The 16,449-nt window shown below is 63.9% G+C and carries 20 protein-coding genes and 1 pseudogene; 5 read left to right on the top strand and 16 right to left on the bottom strand.

Going from position 1 to position 16,449, the window contains the following annotated elements; all coding sequences use genetic code 11:
* Positions 1-51 precede the first annotated feature (51 nt).
* From ACOHX0_RS16610 to ACOHX0_RS16600, 3 genes are read right to left on the bottom strand one after another with little or no spacing between them, the layout of a single operon-like run.
* Positions 52-489, bottom strand: coding sequence for a hypothetical protein (locus ACOHX0_RS16610; RefSeq protein WP_420678258.1), 438 nt, complete (start codon positions 487-489; stop codon positions 52-54).
* Entirely contained in the window at positions 489-1,427 is a 939-nt protein-coding gene (locus tag ACOHX0_RS16605) for a phage tail tube protein (protein WP_420678257.1), read from the bottom strand. Before ACOHX0_RS16605 ends, ACOHX0_RS16610 begins: the two co-directional genes overlap by 1 nt.
* A 24-nt stretch (positions 1,428-1,451) precedes the next feature.
* Entirely contained in the window at positions 1,452-1,868 is a 417-nt protein-coding gene (locus tag ACOHX0_RS16600) for an acyl-CoA transferase (RefSeq protein ID WP_420678256.1), read from the bottom strand.
* Positions 1,869-2,005: 137 nt separating this feature from the next.
* On the opposite strand from ACOHX0_RS16600, the gene ACOHX0_RS16595 reads away from it, so the two are divergent.
* Positions 2,006-2,710: a hypothetical protein gene (locus tag ACOHX0_RS16595; RefSeq protein WP_420678255.1), complete on the top strand. Its 705-nt coding sequence runs from the start codon at positions 2,006-2,008 to the stop codon at positions 2,708-2,710.
* On the opposite strand, the gene ACOHX0_RS16590 is transcribed toward ACOHX0_RS16595, so the two are convergent.
* The 8 genes from ACOHX0_RS16590 to ACOHX0_RS16555 form a co-directional block, all read right to left on the bottom strand.
* Positions 2,707-3,339 (bottom strand): DUF6441 family protein, encoded by a 633-nt coding sequence (locus ACOHX0_RS16590; protein ID WP_420678254.1) that lies wholly within the window; start codon positions 3,337-3,339, stop codon positions 2,707-2,709. The genes ACOHX0_RS16595 and ACOHX0_RS16590 overlap by 4 nt on opposite strands.
* On the bottom strand, positions 3,336-3,647 hold the full coding sequence (locus ACOHX0_RS16585; RefSeq protein WP_420678253.1) for a head-tail joining protein: 312 nt from the start codon (positions 3,645-3,647) through the stop codon (positions 3,336-3,338). Before ACOHX0_RS16585 ends, ACOHX0_RS16590 begins: the two co-directional genes overlap by 4 nt.
* The gene (locus ACOHX0_RS16580) at positions 3,647-3,982 is read right to left on the bottom strand and encodes a DUF2190 family protein (protein WP_420678252.1); all 336 of its coding nucleotides are present in this window, start codon (positions 3,980-3,982) and stop codon (positions 3,647-3,649) included. The genes ACOHX0_RS16585 and ACOHX0_RS16580 overlap by 1 nt, the downstream gene beginning before the upstream one ends.
* A 78-nt stretch (positions 3,983-4,060) precedes the next feature.
* Entirely contained in the window at positions 4,061-6,124 is a 2,064-nt protein-coding gene (locus ACOHX0_RS16575) for a prohead protease/major capsid protein fusion protein (protein ID WP_420678251.1), read from the bottom strand.
* Positions 6,125-6,129: 5 nt separating this feature from the next.
* Positions 6,130-7,671: a phage portal protein gene (locus tag ACOHX0_RS16570; RefSeq protein WP_420678250.1), complete on the bottom strand. Its 1,542-nt coding sequence runs from the start codon at positions 7,669-7,671 to the stop codon at positions 6,130-6,132.
* Positions 7,671-7,880 (bottom strand): phage head-tail joining protein, encoded by a 210-nt coding sequence (locus ACOHX0_RS16565; RefSeq protein WP_420678249.1) that lies wholly within the window; start codon positions 7,878-7,880, stop codon positions 7,671-7,673. The genes ACOHX0_RS16570 and ACOHX0_RS16565 overlap by 1 nt, the downstream gene beginning before the upstream one ends.
* Positions 7,881-7,882: 2 nt before the next feature.
* Positions 7,883-9,871, bottom strand: a complete 1,989-nt coding sequence (locus ACOHX0_RS16560) for a phage terminase large subunit family protein (protein ID WP_420678248.1) — start codon at positions 9,869-9,871, stop codon at positions 7,883-7,885.
* Positions 9,819-10,415, bottom strand: coding sequence for a hypothetical protein (locus ACOHX0_RS16555; protein ID WP_420678247.1), 597 nt, complete (start codon positions 10,413-10,415; stop codon positions 9,819-9,821). Before ACOHX0_RS16555 ends, ACOHX0_RS16560 begins: the two co-directional genes overlap by 53 nt.
* A 111-nt stretch (positions 10,416-10,526) precedes the next feature.
* Between ACOHX0_RS16555 and ACOHX0_RS16550 the strand changes: the two genes are divergently transcribed.
* The 4 genes from ACOHX0_RS16550 to ACOHX0_RS16535 all read left to right on the top strand — a co-directional run bounded on the left by ACOHX0_RS16550 (position 10,527) and on the right by ACOHX0_RS16535 (position 12,445).
* Complete coding sequence (locus ACOHX0_RS16550; RefSeq protein WP_420678246.1) at positions 10,527-10,796, top strand: hypothetical protein; 270 nt, start codon at positions 10,527-10,529, stop codon at positions 10,794-10,796.
* Between the two features lie 5 nt (positions 10,797-10,801).
* A complete protein-coding gene (locus ACOHX0_RS16545; protein WP_420678245.1) occupies positions 10,802-10,990 on the top strand; it encodes a hypothetical protein in 189 nt (62 codons plus the stop codon).
* Between the two features lie 89 nt (positions 10,991-11,079).
* Positions 11,080-11,601 (top strand): DUF3489 domain-containing protein, encoded by a 522-nt coding sequence (locus ACOHX0_RS16540; RefSeq protein ID WP_420678244.1) that lies wholly within the window; start codon positions 11,080-11,082, stop codon positions 11,599-11,601.
* Positions 11,602-11,755: 154 nt separating this feature from the next.
* Positions 11,756-12,445 carry a DarT ssDNA thymidine ADP-ribosyltransferase family protein gene (locus ACOHX0_RS16535; protein ID WP_420678243.1) on the top strand — a complete coding sequence of 230 codons (690 nt, stop codon included), beginning with the start codon at positions 11,756-11,758 and terminating at the stop codon, positions 12,443-12,445.
* A 14-nt stretch (positions 12,446-12,459) separates the two neighbouring features.
* Here ACOHX0_RS16535 and ACOHX0_RS16530 read toward each other — a convergent pair whose 3' ends face one another.
* The 5 genes and pseudogenes from ACOHX0_RS16530 to ACOHX0_RS16510 all read right to left on the bottom strand — a co-directional run bounded on the left by ACOHX0_RS16530 (position 12,460) and on the right by ACOHX0_RS16510 (position 16,373).
* Positions 12,460-12,684, bottom strand: a complete 225-nt coding sequence (locus ACOHX0_RS16530) for a DUF7220 family protein (protein WP_420678242.1) — start codon at positions 12,682-12,684, stop codon at positions 12,460-12,462.
* On the bottom strand, positions 12,681-13,166 hold the full coding sequence (locus ACOHX0_RS16525; protein WP_420678289.1) for a hypothetical protein: 486 nt from the start codon (positions 13,164-13,166) through the stop codon (positions 12,681-12,683). The genes ACOHX0_RS16530 and ACOHX0_RS16525 overlap by 4 nt, the downstream gene beginning before the upstream one ends.
* Positions 13,167-13,353: 187 nt before the next feature.
* Positions 13,354-13,872: pseudogene (locus tag ACOHX0_RS16520) on the bottom strand (DNA cytosine methyltransferase); the annotation flags it as partial.
* 4 nt (positions 13,873-13,876) lie between these two features.
* Positions 13,877-15,130, bottom strand: a complete 1,254-nt coding sequence (locus ACOHX0_RS16515) for a site-specific DNA-methyltransferase (RefSeq protein WP_420678241.1) — start codon at positions 15,128-15,130, stop codon at positions 13,877-13,879.
* A gap of 457 nt (positions 15,131-15,587) precedes the next feature.
* Positions 15,588-16,373: an alpha/beta fold hydrolase gene (locus ACOHX0_RS16510; RefSeq protein ID WP_420678240.1), complete on the bottom strand. Its 786-nt coding sequence runs from the start codon at positions 16,371-16,373 to the stop codon at positions 15,588-15,590.
* Positions 16,374-16,449: the final 76 nt, after the last annotated feature.

Genomic DNA, 16,449 nt, shown 5'->3' with positions numbered 1-16,449 from the left:
GACGTCCGACAAGGTCCCATACCTGCCAACCCTCATGCGTAAGGGGCCGGTTCAGCCTTGCCGGGCAGTCCGGGCAGGCTTGCGCACAGGCTTGGCAGTATCGCTCGCCCCCGCCGAAGGACCATTCGGCAAGGACGCGGAGACGTTTTTTTCCTGTTCCAGCAGCAGCCCCTTCGAGACGTAGGTTAGCTGGAAGGCCTCAAAGATCGGCCAGACATCGAGCAGCGCGTCGATGGCCTCGGGGCTCGGGTCGATGGGCTTGCCGTCCGCATCGCCGATGCCCTCCCAGGCGAGCACCGCCCGTCGCGCGAGCGCCTTGCCGAAGGCGACGGCGCGTTCCTCGTCCGATGCGTTCTCCGGAATTGCCTCGACGGTCGGGTCGCTGCGCGTCGCCACCATCAGCGCCGTGGTCAGCGGGCGCAGGTGAACGCGGACGCCGGGGGCGAGGTCATGCCAGCGCGGTGCATTCGTCAGATCGAGCGTCAGCATCAGTATACCTCAATGTCGTTGATCAGGGTGGCCGTGCACATCCGGCCGACAACGCTGTCGCGAGCGGCCTGCCAGTCGAAAGTGGCCTGCACGCCCTGCGGCCCGGAAATCTCGATGCGTGGGCGCGGCAGGTAGACGGCGTGGACGGTGAAGGTGAAGCTCTCGCCAGAGGGCAGCAAATAGGCGAACTCGAGCTCGCAGGGATCGCCATTGATCGCTTGCGTCACCAGCGTTTGATCCGCAAACCGGACTTCGATGGAGCCGGTCAGCGCGGCGATAGAGGGGTCTGCCCCATCAATGCGGCCGTCCGACCGGATGGTCTCGATCCGGTCGAGGTTGTTGGCATAGGTGATATCGGCCGAGACGACGTTGCCGAGGGCGGAGCCATTGCGGGTGATCGCCCCATTGAAGTGGCCGAAGCGCTGCAATTCGAGAGCGGCAGGCGTGCCTGCACTGGTCGTAGTTCCAACCGTCTCGCCCTGCGCTACCAACCGCGCGGTGGCGGTCAGGAGCCCCGAGCGCTGCATCTGCCAGGTGATCTGGTCGAGCACGCAGCCGGAATACATCGCATAGCGCGGCACTTCGGGCATGCCTGTCTCGATGGACATGCTGGGCAGTGTCCAAGAACCCGACTGAAACTCGTGCGTCCAGGGGCCGGTACCGGTCGTGGTTGGATCACCAAAAGCCGCCTTCAGCCAGAACCCGAAGCCTGAGGCATCGAGCGGCACAACGACATCGCCGTCCGCTGTCACCGCATCCTTGATCGGCGCTAGCGGATCGCGGCCGTAGCCCAGCAATTCCGAATTGAGCAGCGGCTGCTCCGCCCCCAGCGAGGTGCTGGCGAAGGGCATTTTGGTAAAACCGCCCGCAGGCGGCGTGCCATAGGTCGTCTCGAACGCAAGCGCCATCTGCGCCCGCGCCCCTTGGGCTCGTGCCATCGTTTTCTCCTCGGGTTATCGGGATCAGCTGAGTGGATCAGCCGTGGAATAGTGCAGCACCACCGGGATCACGGCGGCCTTCAGGCTCGCGGCGCCCTCGACCGGCAGATCAACCGGGCGCGGCGCTTCGGCTTCGATCCAGTCGCAGAGGCCGCCCAACGTGCGGTCGGCGGCGATGTTCGTGCCGATGCTGGCGGTCAGCGCGTCGAAGGCGGCGTCACGGGCGGTGCCCTGAATGACCGCCTCGATCTCTGCGCGGTGCTGGTAGTGGTAGCGCAGCGGCGACAGCGTCACCTCGGGCTCTCCCGGCTCACCGTCGCGCAGGATCAACAGCCCCTCGGCTGGCACGCGCTCGGGAAGCACCTCGCCACGCAGTGCTGTGGTAGGCAGCGCCGAAAGCCGTGCGTGCAGCGCGGTGAGGATGGTTTCGCGAACAGTCATGGTGTCTTTCTGGGCTCGACAGTAGAAATTGTTGGCTCGACGCCCCCATGAGCTCCGGCAAAAAAGGCTGCGAACTGCGATGGAAGGAACTCGGGAAAACTACTAAGTCTTGTGTGGGTTTTTCACCGGGAAGTCAGATGATCACAGACAGATTCGAAGATTTTGCGCAATCGCTGCGAGTTTTCATTGAACAGAAATACAGATTCCAAGAACTGTTCCTCATCGATTCAAGCGAGGCGATCGGCAATGTTGAGCTCGCCTGTAAGAGCATGCTCGACACATTCGCCAGCTTGTACGACGCAGTTCAAGAAACTCCGGAAGTCGATTTTGATTTTTATGCACACCCTCTTTGTTGCGCTGTTCTTGCATACAGAAATGCCAAGCATCACAATAAAGCGCACGGCATCCGCAGTGTGCACCGCCATGCGCAGCAGAACGAACGCCAAGACTACCTCCTTGTAGATTTTCCTGCTGGAGACAGCGAAGACGGCGCAGGGTTCATCGACCACTACGCTTCTTGGGGAGACTTTTGTGCGCTCCTCGACATGCCAAGGGATCAAAGCCGCTTGCGCGCAAATGCTCGGAACCTCGTCAGAGACCGCATCGAGGCAGATGGATTTGAACGTTTCGCTGATCAGGACGGAGTTCCAATCCATCGGGTTTTTATAAACATGATTCCAATAATTATTGGCGCTGGATCAGAGTTTATTACCTCTTTAAAGCCGCATATTCGCGTTCATAGTGTGGAAGCCGAGCATTTCGTTTCGCATTTCGAACATGTAGAGCAAGCTAACTTTTCTCGACCTAAATACACGGAGTTGACGAGTTCGGTTTTTGGTTAGGATCGCTGACCAACCCATTTCGCCACGATCAACCCCGGGACGCTGTCGAGCGCCCGTTCGGCATCCCTGTCAAGCTTCAGCCGCTTAGGCAGCTTGACCTGCGGGACCAGCAGGAAGATTGGTGCGGTGACTTGGTTACGGCCGGTCTTTGAGCGCGAGGCCACCGCCTGGCCACGTTTGTTAATCCGTGCGCGGTCGGCCACCAGCAGGCTCGGACCTCGGCGGCGATAGACGAACCGCAGGCGCAGACCGCGCCGCCGCTCCCATTCGCCCGGGGTGATCCGGCGACCGCGCAGGCCTCGACCCGCAGCTTCGGTCGGGATCGCGAGGTAGAACCCATCTTTCGAGCGGATCAGCGGACCAGTGTCGTGGGCCCCGACAATGGTCGGAGCTTTGGACCAGACCAGCGCGGCGGCATCAAGGCTTTCGCCGGAGCGCGGAAAGGTCTGGTTGCGGATCGAGTTGGCGAGCCGTCGCCCGAGACCTGCGCCAGTGACCTGGGTCCGCCACGAAGACTTCAACCCGGTCCCGGCCTCGCGCATCGCTGCGGTGACGGCTTTCTCGCCGGCCTTCACCTCGGCTGCCATGGCGGCGACGAGATCGGGCGTGATGTCGAGTTTCAACTTCATGCTGGGCGCAGGTCCACGGTCCAGACGAGCCGCTCGCGGTCGCGAACGGGCTCGCCTTGTATGAGGAAGGCGTCCCCGTCGATTTCCACGCGGTCGCCGGGACGCGGGTTCGCGACATCGGCCACGCGCAGGTCGATACGAGTGGTCTCGGACCAGAGCCGAGCATCGCCGAAGTCGGTGATCGAATCCGCCTGCCGCGAGACGACGCGTACCAGCACTGGCGCTCTGCCATCAGCGATGTAGACCGCTTCCCGCCCGATGTTGGGATCCGAGAACAGCGCATTAACGATGGCGGAAAACGCTGTCATCAGAAGCTCGCGTTCAGGCGCACCCGTCCTATGGTGTCACCGGCCCCGCCTGCCACGGCTTCGGTTGCGACGCCGATCAACGTGTTCGATGTGGCCACGCTCGTGGTGCGCTTGTTGGTGTCGTCCCAATAGACCTTTGCGCCGACTGCCCAGGCCTGCGAGCCGACCTTGGTGAGGTCAAAGACGCCGACGAGTGCTGCCTCGACAGGATCGTTTAGAGTGGCGTCCGCGGATGCGATGCCGAAGATGGAGCCAACGAGCAGACCGTCGCCGGATGTCACGGCATAGGGCGCGGTCAGGGTGATGGTGTTGCCGGGCTGGACGTAGTTCTTCATTGCAGGATCCTTTGCAAACAGGAACGGGCGGCCCGATTGGACCGCCCGTCAGTGGTGAGATGTCTGGGATGGCCCGGCCTATGCGCCCGGGTTCTTGTAAAGACCGCGCCAGTCGATGGCCTTGGCGCCGAAGTCGAGGCGGCACTTGATCTCGACCCCGTCGACGTCGAAGCCGTTGCGCGTCTCGATGTAGGCGCCCTGCTGGCCTTCAAGATAGGCGTATTCGATGGTGTCGATCTGGTTCGGGCTCGCGGCCAGATACCAGGCGGTTTCGCTGGCGGCGTCAAGCCGCGGCTCGCTGATGGGCGCGAGCGTCCGGATCGACTGCGGCACGACGCTGGACGTCGCGGCGGGCACGAGGTTCTGCGCGACCAGCTGCTCCGCCTTCAGTTCCAATGAGGCGGGCACGATCAGGAAGGCCGGGCGGACGTTCAGCACCGTCTTCTTGTCGAGCCCGGTCTGCTTGGCCATGGCGGCGCGGGCCGCACCGACGCTGCTGACATCGAGCGCCGCCCCGGTGCCCGCGAGGTTCTTGTGCGTGGTGTGGAACAGCGCGTTGCCGTCGGCCATCGCCGGGTTGGCGGTGATGATCCCCCAAACCACGTCGCTCTCCAGCTGGGCGATGGAGTTGCCATACATCGCCGGGATACGGGTGAAGGCGTCGAGATCGTCGTTGATCAGCGTCTGGCGGGTGATCGCGACCACCCGGCCATAGGTCTTGACCTTGTAGCTCTCCTTGCTCTCGCCGAGCGTGCCGCGCTTGAACTCTCCGCTTTCGCTGACTTCCAGTAGTTGCGGTGCCTCGCCGAGCTGCACGCGGTGCATCGCCTTGAAATCGGTGGCGAGCACCTGGCGGCAGAACAGCATGAAGGTCCGGGGATAGGCCTCGTAGGCCTGCCGGAGGGTCTTGTTGGTGACGGCGGAGAGGATCTCCGGGAAGTCCGAGGTCGAGTGGAGCGCGCGCGTCGCCACCTCGTCGCGCGAGAGGCCGCGTGTGTTCACGCCTGCGTTGCCGAGGCTTTCGCGGGCCAGCTCCATGAGCGTCATGCCACGATACTGGCGCGCGGCGTCTTCCAGCTGGAAGAGCGTCGGGCTGTAGCGGTGCAGCAACGCGTTCGCGACGGCATCGCGGCGGGTGACCTGTTCATCGCGGCCGCCCAGCGGGATCGACACTTGGCTGAAGGTCCGCGTTTCTTCGGATTTGGCGGCGACTTGATCGATGATCAGGCGACGGGCCTCATCGACGTCGGTGCCGCGTTTGACCAGATCCTCGGCAAAGCTGCGCTCGAGATTCAAGCGTCCAGCCAGATCATAAATAGTGGAGACGCGGTCACGCTCGGTTTCGCGCGCGCGGGTCGCGACCGTCTCGGTGTCGGCTGCGGCGGCAGTATCGGATTTCTGGGGCTTGGGCTGGGTTCGAGTTTCGACTGTGGCACCCTTTGGATCGGGCGCAGCCGGTTTCGGTTCGGTCATTGTGGTGTCCTCGGTTTTGACCGGCTCGGTCGGCTTTTGCGCTTGGGTTGCGGCGGCGCTCGCCGGATCATTGGATTTGTCCGTCATCGGAGTAGCTCCTGTTTGGGTGGATGGGACGTCCCGGCGATGAAGGACGCAGTCGTGAAGGGGGGATTGTGCGCGAAAACCCGCGGCGGGGTCCGCGCCAACGGGCACGGCGGACACCTCGAAGGGCGTCCAGTCGACCGCGCGCCAAAGCTCGCGGGCCGCCTCGGATTTGGAGACCTCGAAGCGGTGAACCTGGTAGCCGATGGAGACCGCCCGGATGTGGCCCGCCTGGATGTCGCGCCAGATCGGCTCGACATCGGCGCGCTCAGAGATGCGGACCTGCGCGACGCCGCGACCGTTTTCGATGCGTGCGGACCCTGGCACGACCGAGCCGATCACCGCGTCGAGCGTGTCGACCTCGTGCACCTTCAGAAACGGCGCGCCCGCATTCAGCCGATCCAGCCGCACATGGTCGGGATCGAGGCTCAGTTCCTCGTCATAGGGCTCCCCGAACAGGGTCGAGCGGCGAACCCGAGCGCCCGACGACCAGATCACCTCGACGGTGCGAGCGTCGGTGTCGGCTGAGTTCGGCGCAAGCTCCGCCATCCGGCGCAGGGCCGGGATTTCGATCATCGTGTCCATGTTGGTCAGTCCTGTTGGTCGGCCTGCGCCGGGTCGGTGTCCGTGTCGGCGGCGGGCTCGTCGTCGGCCGGTTCGTTTGTCGGGTCGCTGGTTTGCGCGCTGCCGGTCTTGCTGACGCGGCGCGGGTCACTGTCGAGCACCAGCCCGAGGTCATCGAGCTTCGCGTTGGTGGCCGCGATCTCCGCCAGCACGGCATCCGGGTTGCGGCCCTGTTGGGCGATCACCTCTGCGAGCGTCATGGTGCCGGAACGGATCGACAAGAGGTTGGCCATCGCGTCCTTCTGCGGATCGACCGCCTCGAACTTTGGCGGCGACCATTCGACGGGCACCTCAGGCGTCGGGATCTGGCCCGCTGCCCACGCAGCCTCGGTGAACCAGCGCCAGCTGGGCGCGCAGAACATCGGGATGAACAATTGCCATTGCACGGCGTCGATCATCCGGCGGAACTCCACCAGCCCGGCGCGGATCGAGGAATAATTGACCTGGCTAAGATCGCCGGTCAGCAACTCGTAGGGCACCCGGAACCCGGCCGAGATCGTGTGCAGGCTCGCCCGCTTGTACTCGGCGTAGCCGCCAGTGGCCGACGGTTGGTTGAACCGAATGTCCTTACCACCCCGCGCATATGCGATCAGCCCCGGCTCGAACTGCTCGACCCGGTTCCCGTCAGCATCGACCACGGAGGGCGCGATGCCCTGCTGGGCCTCATCATCGCCGAAGACAATGGCAGTGACACAGGCCTCGGTTTTCTTTCGGACGAGTTCCGCCACCTCATAGTCATCCAGATCGCGCAAGCTGCGGATCACAGGCGCGCCCCAAGGCACGCCGCGCGCCTGCGTGCGCTGCTTCTCATAGACATGTGCGATCTCCGTCGCCGGGACCGGGCGGCTCTGCAGACCGTTCTGCAAGGCGCCATAGGCATCGCCCGGATGCTCGGCATGAAGCCAGTAGACCCGGCGCTTGCCAACCGGGTCAAACTCGATCCCTTGGACGAGCCGACCTGTGCCAATGGCGCCAGATTTCGTGGCGTCGAGGAAGTCGGCCTCAAGCACCTGCACTTGCAGCGGCACGGGCAGACCGTCGCTCGCACGGCGCAGACGCCGGCGCACCAGGACCTCGCCCGCCTCGACCATCTCGCGGCAGATCAGGGTTTGCAGCCCATAGAAGTCGAGCTGGCCGTCAGCATCGGCCGTGTCCGACCACTGGGCGAAGAGCGCATCGACCTTTCGATCCAGCTTGTCATTGCCGCTGGCGGCGCGCGGCATGATTCCCGCGCCGATGATGTTGTTGACCAGCACTGCTACGGCCTTGGCCGCATGCGGGTTGTTGCGCACCAAGTCTCGCATCCGGTCGCGCAAGAGCGCCCCGGCCACGCCAACCTCAGTATCGGCGGAGGATCCGGGCGCACGCCAGCTTTCGGTCCGCCGCCCGCCCGCGGCGCCGTCATAGGCACGGGTCAGGGTTTCGAAGGCCTGCCTTGCAAGAACGCGGCGAGCCGCAACACGGGGAGCTACGGTAGCAATCGCATGATCAAACCAGTTCGCCGACATCAGCGATCTCCACGCGAGAAGCCGGCGAGACTAGCGACCGGTAATGGTCGGTTCGTCCCCGCAATGGCACGCTCGATGGTTCGGATCCGGGCGAGCAGATCCTCGGCCGAGCCGTAATCGACGGATTTGCCGTCATAGCTGACCCGGGTCGTACCGCTGGCATAGGCCCGGCGCAGCGCCGAGAGCTCGGTTTCCGTCCAGTCGGTCATCTTCAGAACCATCCCCCACGCCGTCCGAGCCAGTCGGATTGGCGTTTGCCTTGCGACGCCTGCGTTTGCCTGTTGATCTGCCCCGCGGGATCCGCAGAGGCGTCAGCGACCCCGAGCTGATCCTCAAGGTCGCGCCATTTTTCGTCCGTCCAGCGATCCGCACCCGCGATCCAGGCAGCGGCACGGGCATAGACCCGGCAATCCAGCGCTTCGTTGCGTTCGCGCAGCTTCTGCCATTCCAGCCGAGCAAAGCCGCGCTTTGTGCGCACCGTCACCAGCTGTTCGGCCACGAACTGCTTGAGCCATTCGTTCTCGACCCAATGCGGCAGGTGCACCGTGCCCGGTGAGAACGTCGCCCCGGCGGCCATGTCTTCCTCGGTCGGCCGTTCCAGCCGCAGGAAGCGATAGGTCTCGGCCTTGAAGGTCGATACCGCTACGGTCCAGAGCCGCGCGCCGCGCCGCAGACGTTTGCCACCTTCGGTCGCGTCCACATAAGTCGGCCCTGACACCGGGCTGGCCCGGTTGAATCCTTCCACGCCCTTCACGGGTGCGACCTGTGCGAACCCTTGAGCCCGCGACCAGCCATAGACCGCTGGGGCCTCGTAGCCCGTGTCGATGGCAAGCCGCGCAATCTTCAGATGCGCGCCGCGTTCATGCGGCCAAGTGCGACCGAGCAGTTCCGTGAGTTCGCCCCAAGCCTCATGCCGGTCGGGCCCGCCTTCGATAACGATATGATCGACGAGCCAGCTTTCGAGCCCTCGACCCCAGGCCCAGACATCGACCTCGATCCGGTCCTTCTGCACATCGGCCCCGGCGGTCAGGAACAGCCCGCCCGCAGGGACATTGCCCGGTTTCCAGCGTTCGCGCTGGTCATAGAGCCTCTGCCAGTCCGGCGCTTCGCCGGTCTCGACCCAGGTCTCGCCGAGGATCGTGTTGCGAAACGCCTTGATCGCCTCATCCGACCCTTGAGCCGCGTCCCAGGCCCGCACGATCCGCTCCCAGCTCAGCCAGCCGATGGGCGAATAGAGCGCCGAGAGGTGGTAGCCGACGGTATTGGGATCGGCGGCCGTAGCGGTCGGCCGCCATTCGCCTGCTTCCAGCATCGCCGTCTTGTGGTGTTCGGCGATGGGAGTCTCGCAGCCTTCGCAGTGATATTCCGCTGTTTCTGGTTGGCCCCTTTCCCAGCGCAGCCGTTCGAATTTCAGCCACTGCATCGCACCGCAATGCGGACACGGCACGAAGAACCGGCGTTGATCGCTGGCCTCATAGTCCCGTTCGATCCGGCTCATCCCCCGGATCGTCGGCGTCGAGACGAGGAACACCTTGCGCCGGTGCGCGAAGGTCAGCGAGCGCGCTTCCGCCAGCGTCACCGGATCGCCTTCCTCATCGGCCGAGGCCGGATAAGCATCGACCTCGTCGAGGAAGATGTACCGCGCCGGGGTCGAGCGGAGACCTACCGCCGAATTTGCCCCGGTCATGATCAGGATGCCGCCCGCGAATTCCTTGGACAACATGGTATTGCCCGCGTCGCGCGAGCGTGCCGGCTTTACCCGCTCCCGCAGCTCCGGGCTTTCGTCAATCAGCGGATCGATCCGCTGCCGCGAGTTCCGTTTCGCCAATTCCACCGTGGGCTGGACGGCGAGCATCGGCCCTGGTGCCTGGTGGATCGCGAAGCCGATCCAGTTGTTTCCCGCTTCGGTCGCGCCGACCTGAGCGGCCTTCATGAAAACGATCCGTTGGGTCGGATCACCGGGCGACAGCCGATCCATGATCTCGCCCATGTAGGGCGTCCTCGCCGTGCGATACCGGCCCGGTTCGGCCGATGCGCGGCCAGACAGCATCCGGTGCCGATCGGCCCATTCGGACACGGTCAGATCCGGATCCGGCGTGAGGCCCGCGCCCCAGGCGCGCAAGATTTCAGCCGCACCCTCGAAATCCTTATCGGAGATCGGGTTTGACCTCGGCAAGATCGTCGAGCTGGGCACGGACATGTTTCTCCAGAACCTTTTGCATCGCGGCGGGCTCGATCACGATTTCTTGGCCTACCGCTTCGCTGCATGAGGCCGAGAGCTCAGCCGCCATCAGCGCCGCCGCCCGCGCGGGCCAATTGACCCAGACATCACGTTCCTGCCGCGCCAACCGAAACACGAGCGACAGCGCGCGGGCCCGGTCGATCAACTCGCCCTTGAGCTTCTGCAGCCGGAGCCGGCGCTCCTGCGCCTTCAGCACCTCGTTGGCCGTCTTGGCCTGCAGGAACGTGGTGCCGCTGCCGACGGGCGGTGCGGACATCCCTTGTTCGCGGAGCGTTTCGCCCACGGCCGAGACCGCGGCCTCGGAGACTGGCTTGAGCTTCGGCTTCGGCGCCTTGCGAGTCTTCGACGGATCGGTCGCCTGCGCGCGCAAAGCATCACTGGCCTCCGCGTCGATGCTGCCATCGGAATGCAGAACCAGTCGTCCCGTGGTCTTGGCCTTCTGGATTGCTCCGCGTGAGAGGCCGACGCGGGCGGCATACTGGCGCTCGCTCAGACCCTCCATGACGCGCTCCGATTATCATTCAAAATCATGTGCTTATGTAGTTGATAAGCCTCCGCACCAGAGCGAACGTGGTCCTGCGAAAACGATGCAACTCACCACGGAGCCGCCACGATGACCCGCCTGAACCCGCAGACAACGCCCCGCCACGAACTTCGCGCCGAGAAGGTACGCCGCAACAAGGAGGCGGCTTTGAACGCCTTCATCGGCAAGAAGGCCGAGATCGACGAGATGCTCGCCCGGCTCCAGAGCCTCAGCGACGATCACTTCAACTGCCATCCCGACGAGATCGGCTGGGCCACGGTTGGCAGCCTCGAGCACTACGCCTGCCTCCTGAAGCGCATCACCGACAGCGCCTTTGGCGAAGGCGAATACGCGGAGTGAGCCCGATGACCAGCACCCTTGCAGAGCGCTACAACCGCGAAGCCACCCGCCTGATGCCACACATGGGCAACGACCTGCAGGTCGACCCGAGCATCAAAACCGCGAGCGAGATCGACGAGATCGTCTTCCGCCGCAGCGAATATCTCGGCGGCATGGCGGCCGTCCTCCTCGCCCTGATCGCGCGCGACGACTGAGCCATCGCGCGTCGGTCCCGGCCCGCCCAAGCGGCGGGCTCGCCTCGGTAGAAGCCAAGCATTCCGCGCGGCTCAGACCCGGAGGCAACATGACCAAACTCACCGACACCCAAGCCATCATTCTCAGCGCGGCATCCCAACGCGACGGCTATTTGGCCTTGCCGTTGCCCGACAGCCTGCGGGGCGGCGCTGCCACCAAGGTGGTCAGCGCGATGCTCGCCAAAGGCTTCCTTGAAGAGGTCGATGCCGATATGCGCAACGGCGAGCCCGTCTGGCGCGAGACCGGCGACGGTCATGGCGTGACGCTGATCGCCACCGACACAGGCCTCGCCGCCATTGGCATCGAGACTGACAACGCTGCCGACAGCCCAGCCGAGGATGCCGCACCCAAGCCGCGCAAACCACGCGAAGGCACCAAGCAGGCGACTCTAATTGCGATGTTGCGCGCACCAGACGGCGCGACTATCGCAGAGATCATGGCAGCGACCGGATGGCAGTCACACACGGTGCGCGGCGCGATGTCCGGTGCGCTCAAGAAGAAACTCGGGCTCGAAGTGACCTCGGAGAAGGTCGAGGATCGGGGCCGCGTTTACAAGCTGCCCGCCGCCTGACGCTCACGGCCTCAACAAACTGATTGCCGCCGTCCCTTTGGGGCGGTGGTATCTTGCTGCTATTCATACTTGCTGAAAGAGTCGCCGAGAGCAGACATTGGGGACCGGTGAAAAGCTGCCCTACAAATAATGAAGACAAACAGGACTGCAAAAATTGTCATCTCGAGCAACAGTATCACAGCGCATCAGGAATGCAGCACGGCACAGAGATATCCGCTTTCTGCTTCATTTCACTTTGACAAGGAACCTGTCCAACATCGTCCAGCACGGTATTCTGCCTCGAGAAATGCTCTACCCCGCGGAGTTTACAGCCTATGCCGGTGCACAACATCGCTTGGATGCAAGTGATCAGGCGGTGTCATTCAGCATCTCCGGTGCCAGTCAAAAAATCTTCTCCGCCAAGTCGCGTGATTCCAAGCAAGCTGAGTGGGTCATGCTCTTCATAGACCCAAGTATACTCTGGACGCACAACTGCCGTTTCTGTTTTCGGAACGCCGCTACCCGTGAAATGCTTGATCACCGTGGGTTCCTTGGCGGCCCATGGGCTTTCGAGCAGATGTTTTCAGACAAAATGGCCCCCACTCGCTTCAAGGGACAGGCATATCGCGAAGAAACCGGCATCCCGTCTTTCTTACCAACAGATCCCGATGCGGAAGTTCAGATTATTGGATCCGTTTCAGCCGACCAGATTATTGGCGCATGGACTTGCTGCAACGATTATGCTGCCGCGATCCAAGGTGAGCTGGACAAAATCCTTGGTCCCGAACGGGACGTCCTAGTTGAAGACTTCAACACTGCGTCGAATGGGTATTCAGAATGGATCCTGCCTCGCTTCATGTTGTGAACTCGCATAAGAGCTTAATCTGCTGCTCGCATGCGGATCGCCTCGAACACCCGCCGCAGGGCGAACGAACGCGCAATGCTGACCACCGTGAAGATCGCGCCCATTTTCAGGTTCTGCGCCAACGTCGTGTGCAGCCCGAAGATCGGAAAGATCAGGATCTGCGTGATGACCGCGACGCCGTAGCCGACGGCAACATTGGCGACGGCTTCGACCAGCGACATGAGGCGTGATTGCTTCATGCTGGCTCTCCTTCATCCGTCGGCCAGCAATTGAGCCGCGAGAGTTCGGAGCGCATGCGCGGCAACCAGTGGGACCACGCCGTTGCCGCAGAGCCGAAGGCGGTCCACCCGGTGGGCCAACCCATCAGCGCCTCGACGAATGCTGGGTTCAGCGTCCGGCGCTGCTCGGAGGTATCGCGCCCAACCGTCGGCGTCGCCAGGACCTGGCGGCCAAGCAGGCCGTTCACGGGCGTATTCGCCAGTGTCGTGGCCCCGTCCTTGTGATCCCGCGCCGTTGGCGTCATCCACATCTGGCTGGCACTGGTCAGGTCGGCGGACTTGCGGTTGCCCGCGCTCGGCTTGTTCCCGTCGGTCGCCATCGGCGTGGGCCAATCCCGCGCCATGCCGTCCAAGCCCTTCTCGTGTTTCCGGGCGCCGCCCCGGCTGCGAAAGCTGTCGATCTGCGGGGTCGGCCACATGGCGGCCGAGGTCGCCAGGTTCATCCCGTGCTTGCCCGCTTCCTGCGACGGCGTCGGTTTCGTCTGCCGGTTCTCGTTCGCGCTCGCCCGGGGTGTCGGCCAAAGCCGCAGCATCTCGGTCCGGTTCCCACCGCTCGAGCGGGTCCCGGAGCAGGCGCGCGGGGTCGGCCAGTTGGTCATGCTCACGGTGCGCGAGGATGAACAGGCGCTCCCGTTTGTGGGGCGCACCGACTTCCGCCGCCGTAAAGAGGCCTGCCGCAAGCTTGTAGCCCATGCCGACCAATCCGCCGGCGACTTCGGGGAAGCCGAGGCGGAGATGATGGGCGACGTTTTCGAGGAAGACGAAGGGCGGCTGGACCTCTTCAATGATCCTGGCGACATGCGGCCAGAGGTGGCGCGGGTCGTCTGCGCCTTTGCGTTTGCCCGCGACGGAGAACGGCTGGCACGGATAGCCCGCAGTGACGATGTCCACCGCGCCGCGCCATGGGCGGCCGTCGAAGGTTCCAACGTCGTCCCAGACAGGCGCTGGATCCAGGGCCGCCTCTTCCATCCGTGCCACGAGGATGGCCGCGGCGTAGGTTTCCCGTTCGACATGGCCCACAGTTCGATATCCGGGGATGGCGATGGTGAGCCCGAGGTCGAGCCCGCCTGCGCCGGAGCAGAGCGAGAGGCCGAACAGATCTCTGGCTCCGGAAGCGCGCCCGGAGGAAGGTAAAGCCAGGTCATGCATCGCCTCAGCGTGGGTTGGCCGTCAGATCGGCGAAGCTCTCGCCGGTTCCGTCCAGCACGGCCTCTTGGCCGGAGAATTGCTGCCAGCGCTGCACGGCGACATCGACATAGGCCGGGTTCAGTTCGATCCCGATGCAGACGCGGCCTGTGGTTTCCGCTGCGATCAGCGTGGTGCCGGATCCCATGAACGGCTCGTAGACGGCCTGACCCGGGCTGGAATTGTTGAGGATCGGCCGGCGCATGCAATCGACGGGTTTCTGGGTCCCGTGGACGGTTTCAGCGTCTTGATCCTTGTTGGCGATTTGCCAGAGCGTGGTCTGCTTTCGGTCGCCTGCCCAATGGCCTTTGCCGGTTTTCTTCACGGCATAGAGGCAGGGTTCGTGCTGCCAGTGATAGTCGCCGCGGCTCAGCACCAGACGATCCTTCGCCCAGATGATCTGGGACCGGATGTTGAAGCCGGAGGCTTCCAGGCTTTCCGCGACCGTCGTTGCGTGCAGCGCGCCGTGCCAGACATAGGCGACATCGCCCGGGAACAGCGCCCAGGCCTCGCGCCAATCCGCGCGGTCGTCATTCAGCACCTTGCCGGTGCGTTTGGTTGCGGCCGCTCCCGCCTTGTTGCGCCAGCCGGGATCATATTCGACGCCATAGGGTGGATCGGTCACCATCAGGAGCGGCGTCACATCACCCAGCAGTCGCTCGACATCCGTGGCCACAGTCGCATCCCCGCAGAGCAACCGATGCTTGCCCAGCACCCAGAGATCGCCGGGGCGGCTGATCGGGGTTTCCGGGGCCTCGGGAACATCGTCCTCGCCCTCGCGGAAGGCGGTTTCAGGGGCGACCTCACCGGCCAGCAGCGCCTCAAGCTCGGCATCGTCGAATCCGATGAGCGACAGGTCAAAATCCTCGGCCAGCAGGTCGTTCAGCTCGGCCGACAGCAGCGCCTCATCCCATGTGCCGAGTTCCGTCAGCTTGTTGTCCGCGATCCGGTACGCCCGGCGTTGCGTCTCGGTCAAATGGCCCAGCACGATCACCGGTGCCTCGGTCAGCCCCAGCTGCGTGGCCGCCAACACCCGGCCATGGCCCGCGATCAACTCGCCGTCATCGGCGACCAGACAAGGGACGGTCCAGCCGAACTCCGCCATGCTCGCGGCAATCTTCGCGACCTGGTCCGCACCATGCGCCTTGGCGTTCTTCGCGTAGGGCTGAAGCCTGGCCAGCGGCCACATCTCGATCGCATCCGGGGCAAAGCTCAGGGTCATGCGGGTCAGTTCGCCTCAATCAGCTGGACTCCGGACACCGGCTGCCAACCTGGACTCCGCGAGGGGTCCAGCGGCCACCGGGTGTGTCCGATGCCAAAGGTTTGTTTTGTTGCGGTTTTCAGCGGGTCGCGGGTGGATGCCTGCTAAGGGTGGCTTCCCAAAAAACCGGCCCTGTCGCTGGCGATATTGCGCGCTTCGCCCGCCAGCATACGAATATCGCCAGGAAGGAACCGGAAATCAGTGGGTTAGCGGGATGGACCCCGGTTGGATCCCGGTTGGACCCCGGAAGCCAGCCGCGCGGCCTCTGCCTGCGCGCTCCTCTCCCGAGTATGCGGTGATTGATAGGCCAAGATGCGCCTCGCGTCTCGCCCACCGATGTCTCATCGAAAAGTGTCTCACGAAGGTGATTGCGCTTGACGGTTTGTCGGGAAATCTCAGCGGTGGGGGCGCTGCCAAATCACGAAGTTGCGCCCGTTTCGTCGAGAATGAGCCGAGCGGTTTCTGCCGGCTGATCCCACATCGGAAAATGCCCGCATTTTTCAAACCAATGCAGCTTTGCGGATGGAAACGCCTCCATCGCCCTGGCGGCCTGTCGTGGCAGACACAAACGATCCTGCCGACCCCATCCTACGACGACGGGGCGGGATGTCCCTGCCGCCGGTCCCTCCTGCTCCGGGGCGGCTGCGAGGTCGCGCACAAGCGCGTCGAAGGTCTTGGTCGCGGCAAAGCTCTTCAATTCGGTCGCCACGACGTCACCTTCCAGCTTCCAGGGACGTGCCGACAGCTGCGCCAGGAGCATGCTACGGGTCACAGCGGATCGGGAAAGGGTCGGCAGTGCAGACTCGAGACCGCGTACGAGCCGGATCGACGCCAAAAGTGTGGAGCGGAAGTATGTCCGTTCCCAGCCCCGCCAGAAGCCGCCGGGATCGAGAGCGATCGTGGCGCCGACTTTCCCGCGACGCGCCATCTCGAGCACGATCCTTGCGCCGAGCGAGCTGCCGACGATGTCAATGCCGTCAAGCCCCTGTTCGCCGATGAAGGCCTCGACGCTGTCGGCGAGCCCCGTGAAGGTGCTGCTGCTGGTATCCCCCGGTGTTGCGCCATGGCCAGGCAGATCAAGGGCAATGACCTCGCGCGTCTCGGAGAGAGCAGGAAGGATCGTCGTCCAAGACCGCCACGAACCTCCAAGGCCGTGCACAAGGAGGAGCGGGCGGCCCGCGCCTTTGCGTATAAAATTCAGCATTCCTTGCCTTTCCCGAAGTCGACGCAGAATGCAACGCAATGTCACCTTGAACGCTTCGTCCGTTTTCAAGACAACG

Source organism: Cribrihabitans pelagius (assembly GCF_048820915.1).
Lineage (GTDB): Bacteria > Pseudomonadota > Alphaproteobacteria > Rhodobacterales > Rhodobacteraceae > Cribrihabitans_A > Cribrihabitans_A pelagius.
This window is presented reverse-complemented; position numbering and strand designations above follow the sequence as displayed.

Coding starts and splice junctions, on each gene's coding strand:
- ACOHX0_RS16555 (WP_420678247.1), bottom strand. CDS start 10,415: ATGGAGGGTCTGAGCGAGCGCCAGTATGCCGCCCGCGTCGGCCTCTCA.
- ACOHX0_RS16575 (WP_420678251.1), bottom strand. CDS start 6,124: ATGGACACGATGATCGAAATCCCGGCCCTGCGCCGGATGGCGGAGCTT.
- ACOHX0_RS16545 (WP_420678245.1), top strand. CDS start 10,802: ATGACCAGCACCCTTGCAGAGCGCTACAACCGCGAAGCCACCCGCCTG.
- ACOHX0_RS16605 (WP_420678257.1), bottom strand. CDS start 1,427: ATGGCACGAGCCCAAGGGGCGCGGGCGCAGATGGCGCTTGCGTTCGAG.
- ACOHX0_RS16600 (WP_420678256.1), bottom strand. CDS start 1,868: ATGACTGTTCGCGAAACCATCCTCACCGCGCTGCACGCACGGCTTTCG.
- ACOHX0_RS16595 (WP_420678255.1), top strand. CDS start 2,006: ATGATCACAGACAGATTCGAAGATTTTGCGCAATCGCTGCGAGTTTTC.
- ACOHX0_RS16565 (WP_420678249.1), bottom strand. CDS start 7,880: ATGACCGACTGGACGGAAACCGAGCTCTCGGCGCTGCGCCGGGCCTAT.
- ACOHX0_RS16515 (WP_420678241.1), bottom strand. CDS start 15,130: ATGACCCTGAGCTTTGCCCCGGATGCGATCGAGATGTGGCCGCTGGCC.
- ACOHX0_RS16540 (WP_420678244.1), top strand. CDS start 11,080: ATGACCAAACTCACCGACACCCAAGCCATCATTCTCAGCGCGGCATCC.
- ACOHX0_RS16560 (WP_420678248.1), bottom strand. CDS start 9,871: ATGTCCGTGCCCAGCTCGACGATCTTGCCGAGGTCAAACCCGATCTCC.
- ACOHX0_RS16510 (WP_420678240.1), bottom strand. CDS start 16,373: ATGCTGAATTTTATACGCAAAGGCGCGGGCCGCCCGCTCCTCCTTGTG.
- ACOHX0_RS16550 (WP_420678246.1), top strand. CDS start 10,527: ATGACCCGCCTGAACCCGCAGACAACGCCCCGCCACGAACTTCGCGCC.
- ACOHX0_RS16525 (WP_420678289.1), bottom strand. CDS start 13,166: ATGAACCTGGCGACCTCGGCCGCCATGTGGCCGACCCCGCAGATCGAC.
- ACOHX0_RS16580 (WP_420678252.1), bottom strand. CDS start 3,982: ATGAAGAACTACGTCCAGCCCGGCAACACCATCACCCTGACCGCGCCC.
- ACOHX0_RS16590 (WP_420678254.1), bottom strand. CDS start 3,339: ATGAAGTTGAAACTCGACATCACGCCCGATCTCGTCGCCGCCATGGCA.
- ACOHX0_RS16530 (WP_420678242.1), bottom strand. CDS start 12,684: ATGAAGCAATCACGCCTCATGTCGCTGGTCGAAGCCGTCGCCAATGTT.
- ACOHX0_RS16585 (WP_420678253.1), bottom strand. CDS start 3,647: ATGACAGCGTTTTCCGCCATCGTTAATGCGCTGTTCTCGGATCCCAAC.
- ACOHX0_RS16570 (WP_420678250.1), bottom strand. CDS start 7,671: ATGTCGGCGAACTGGTTTGATCATGCGATTGCTACCGTAGCTCCCCGT.
- ACOHX0_RS16610 (WP_420678258.1), bottom strand. CDS start 489: ATGCTGACGCTCGATCTGACGAATGCACCGCGCTGGCATGACCTCGCC.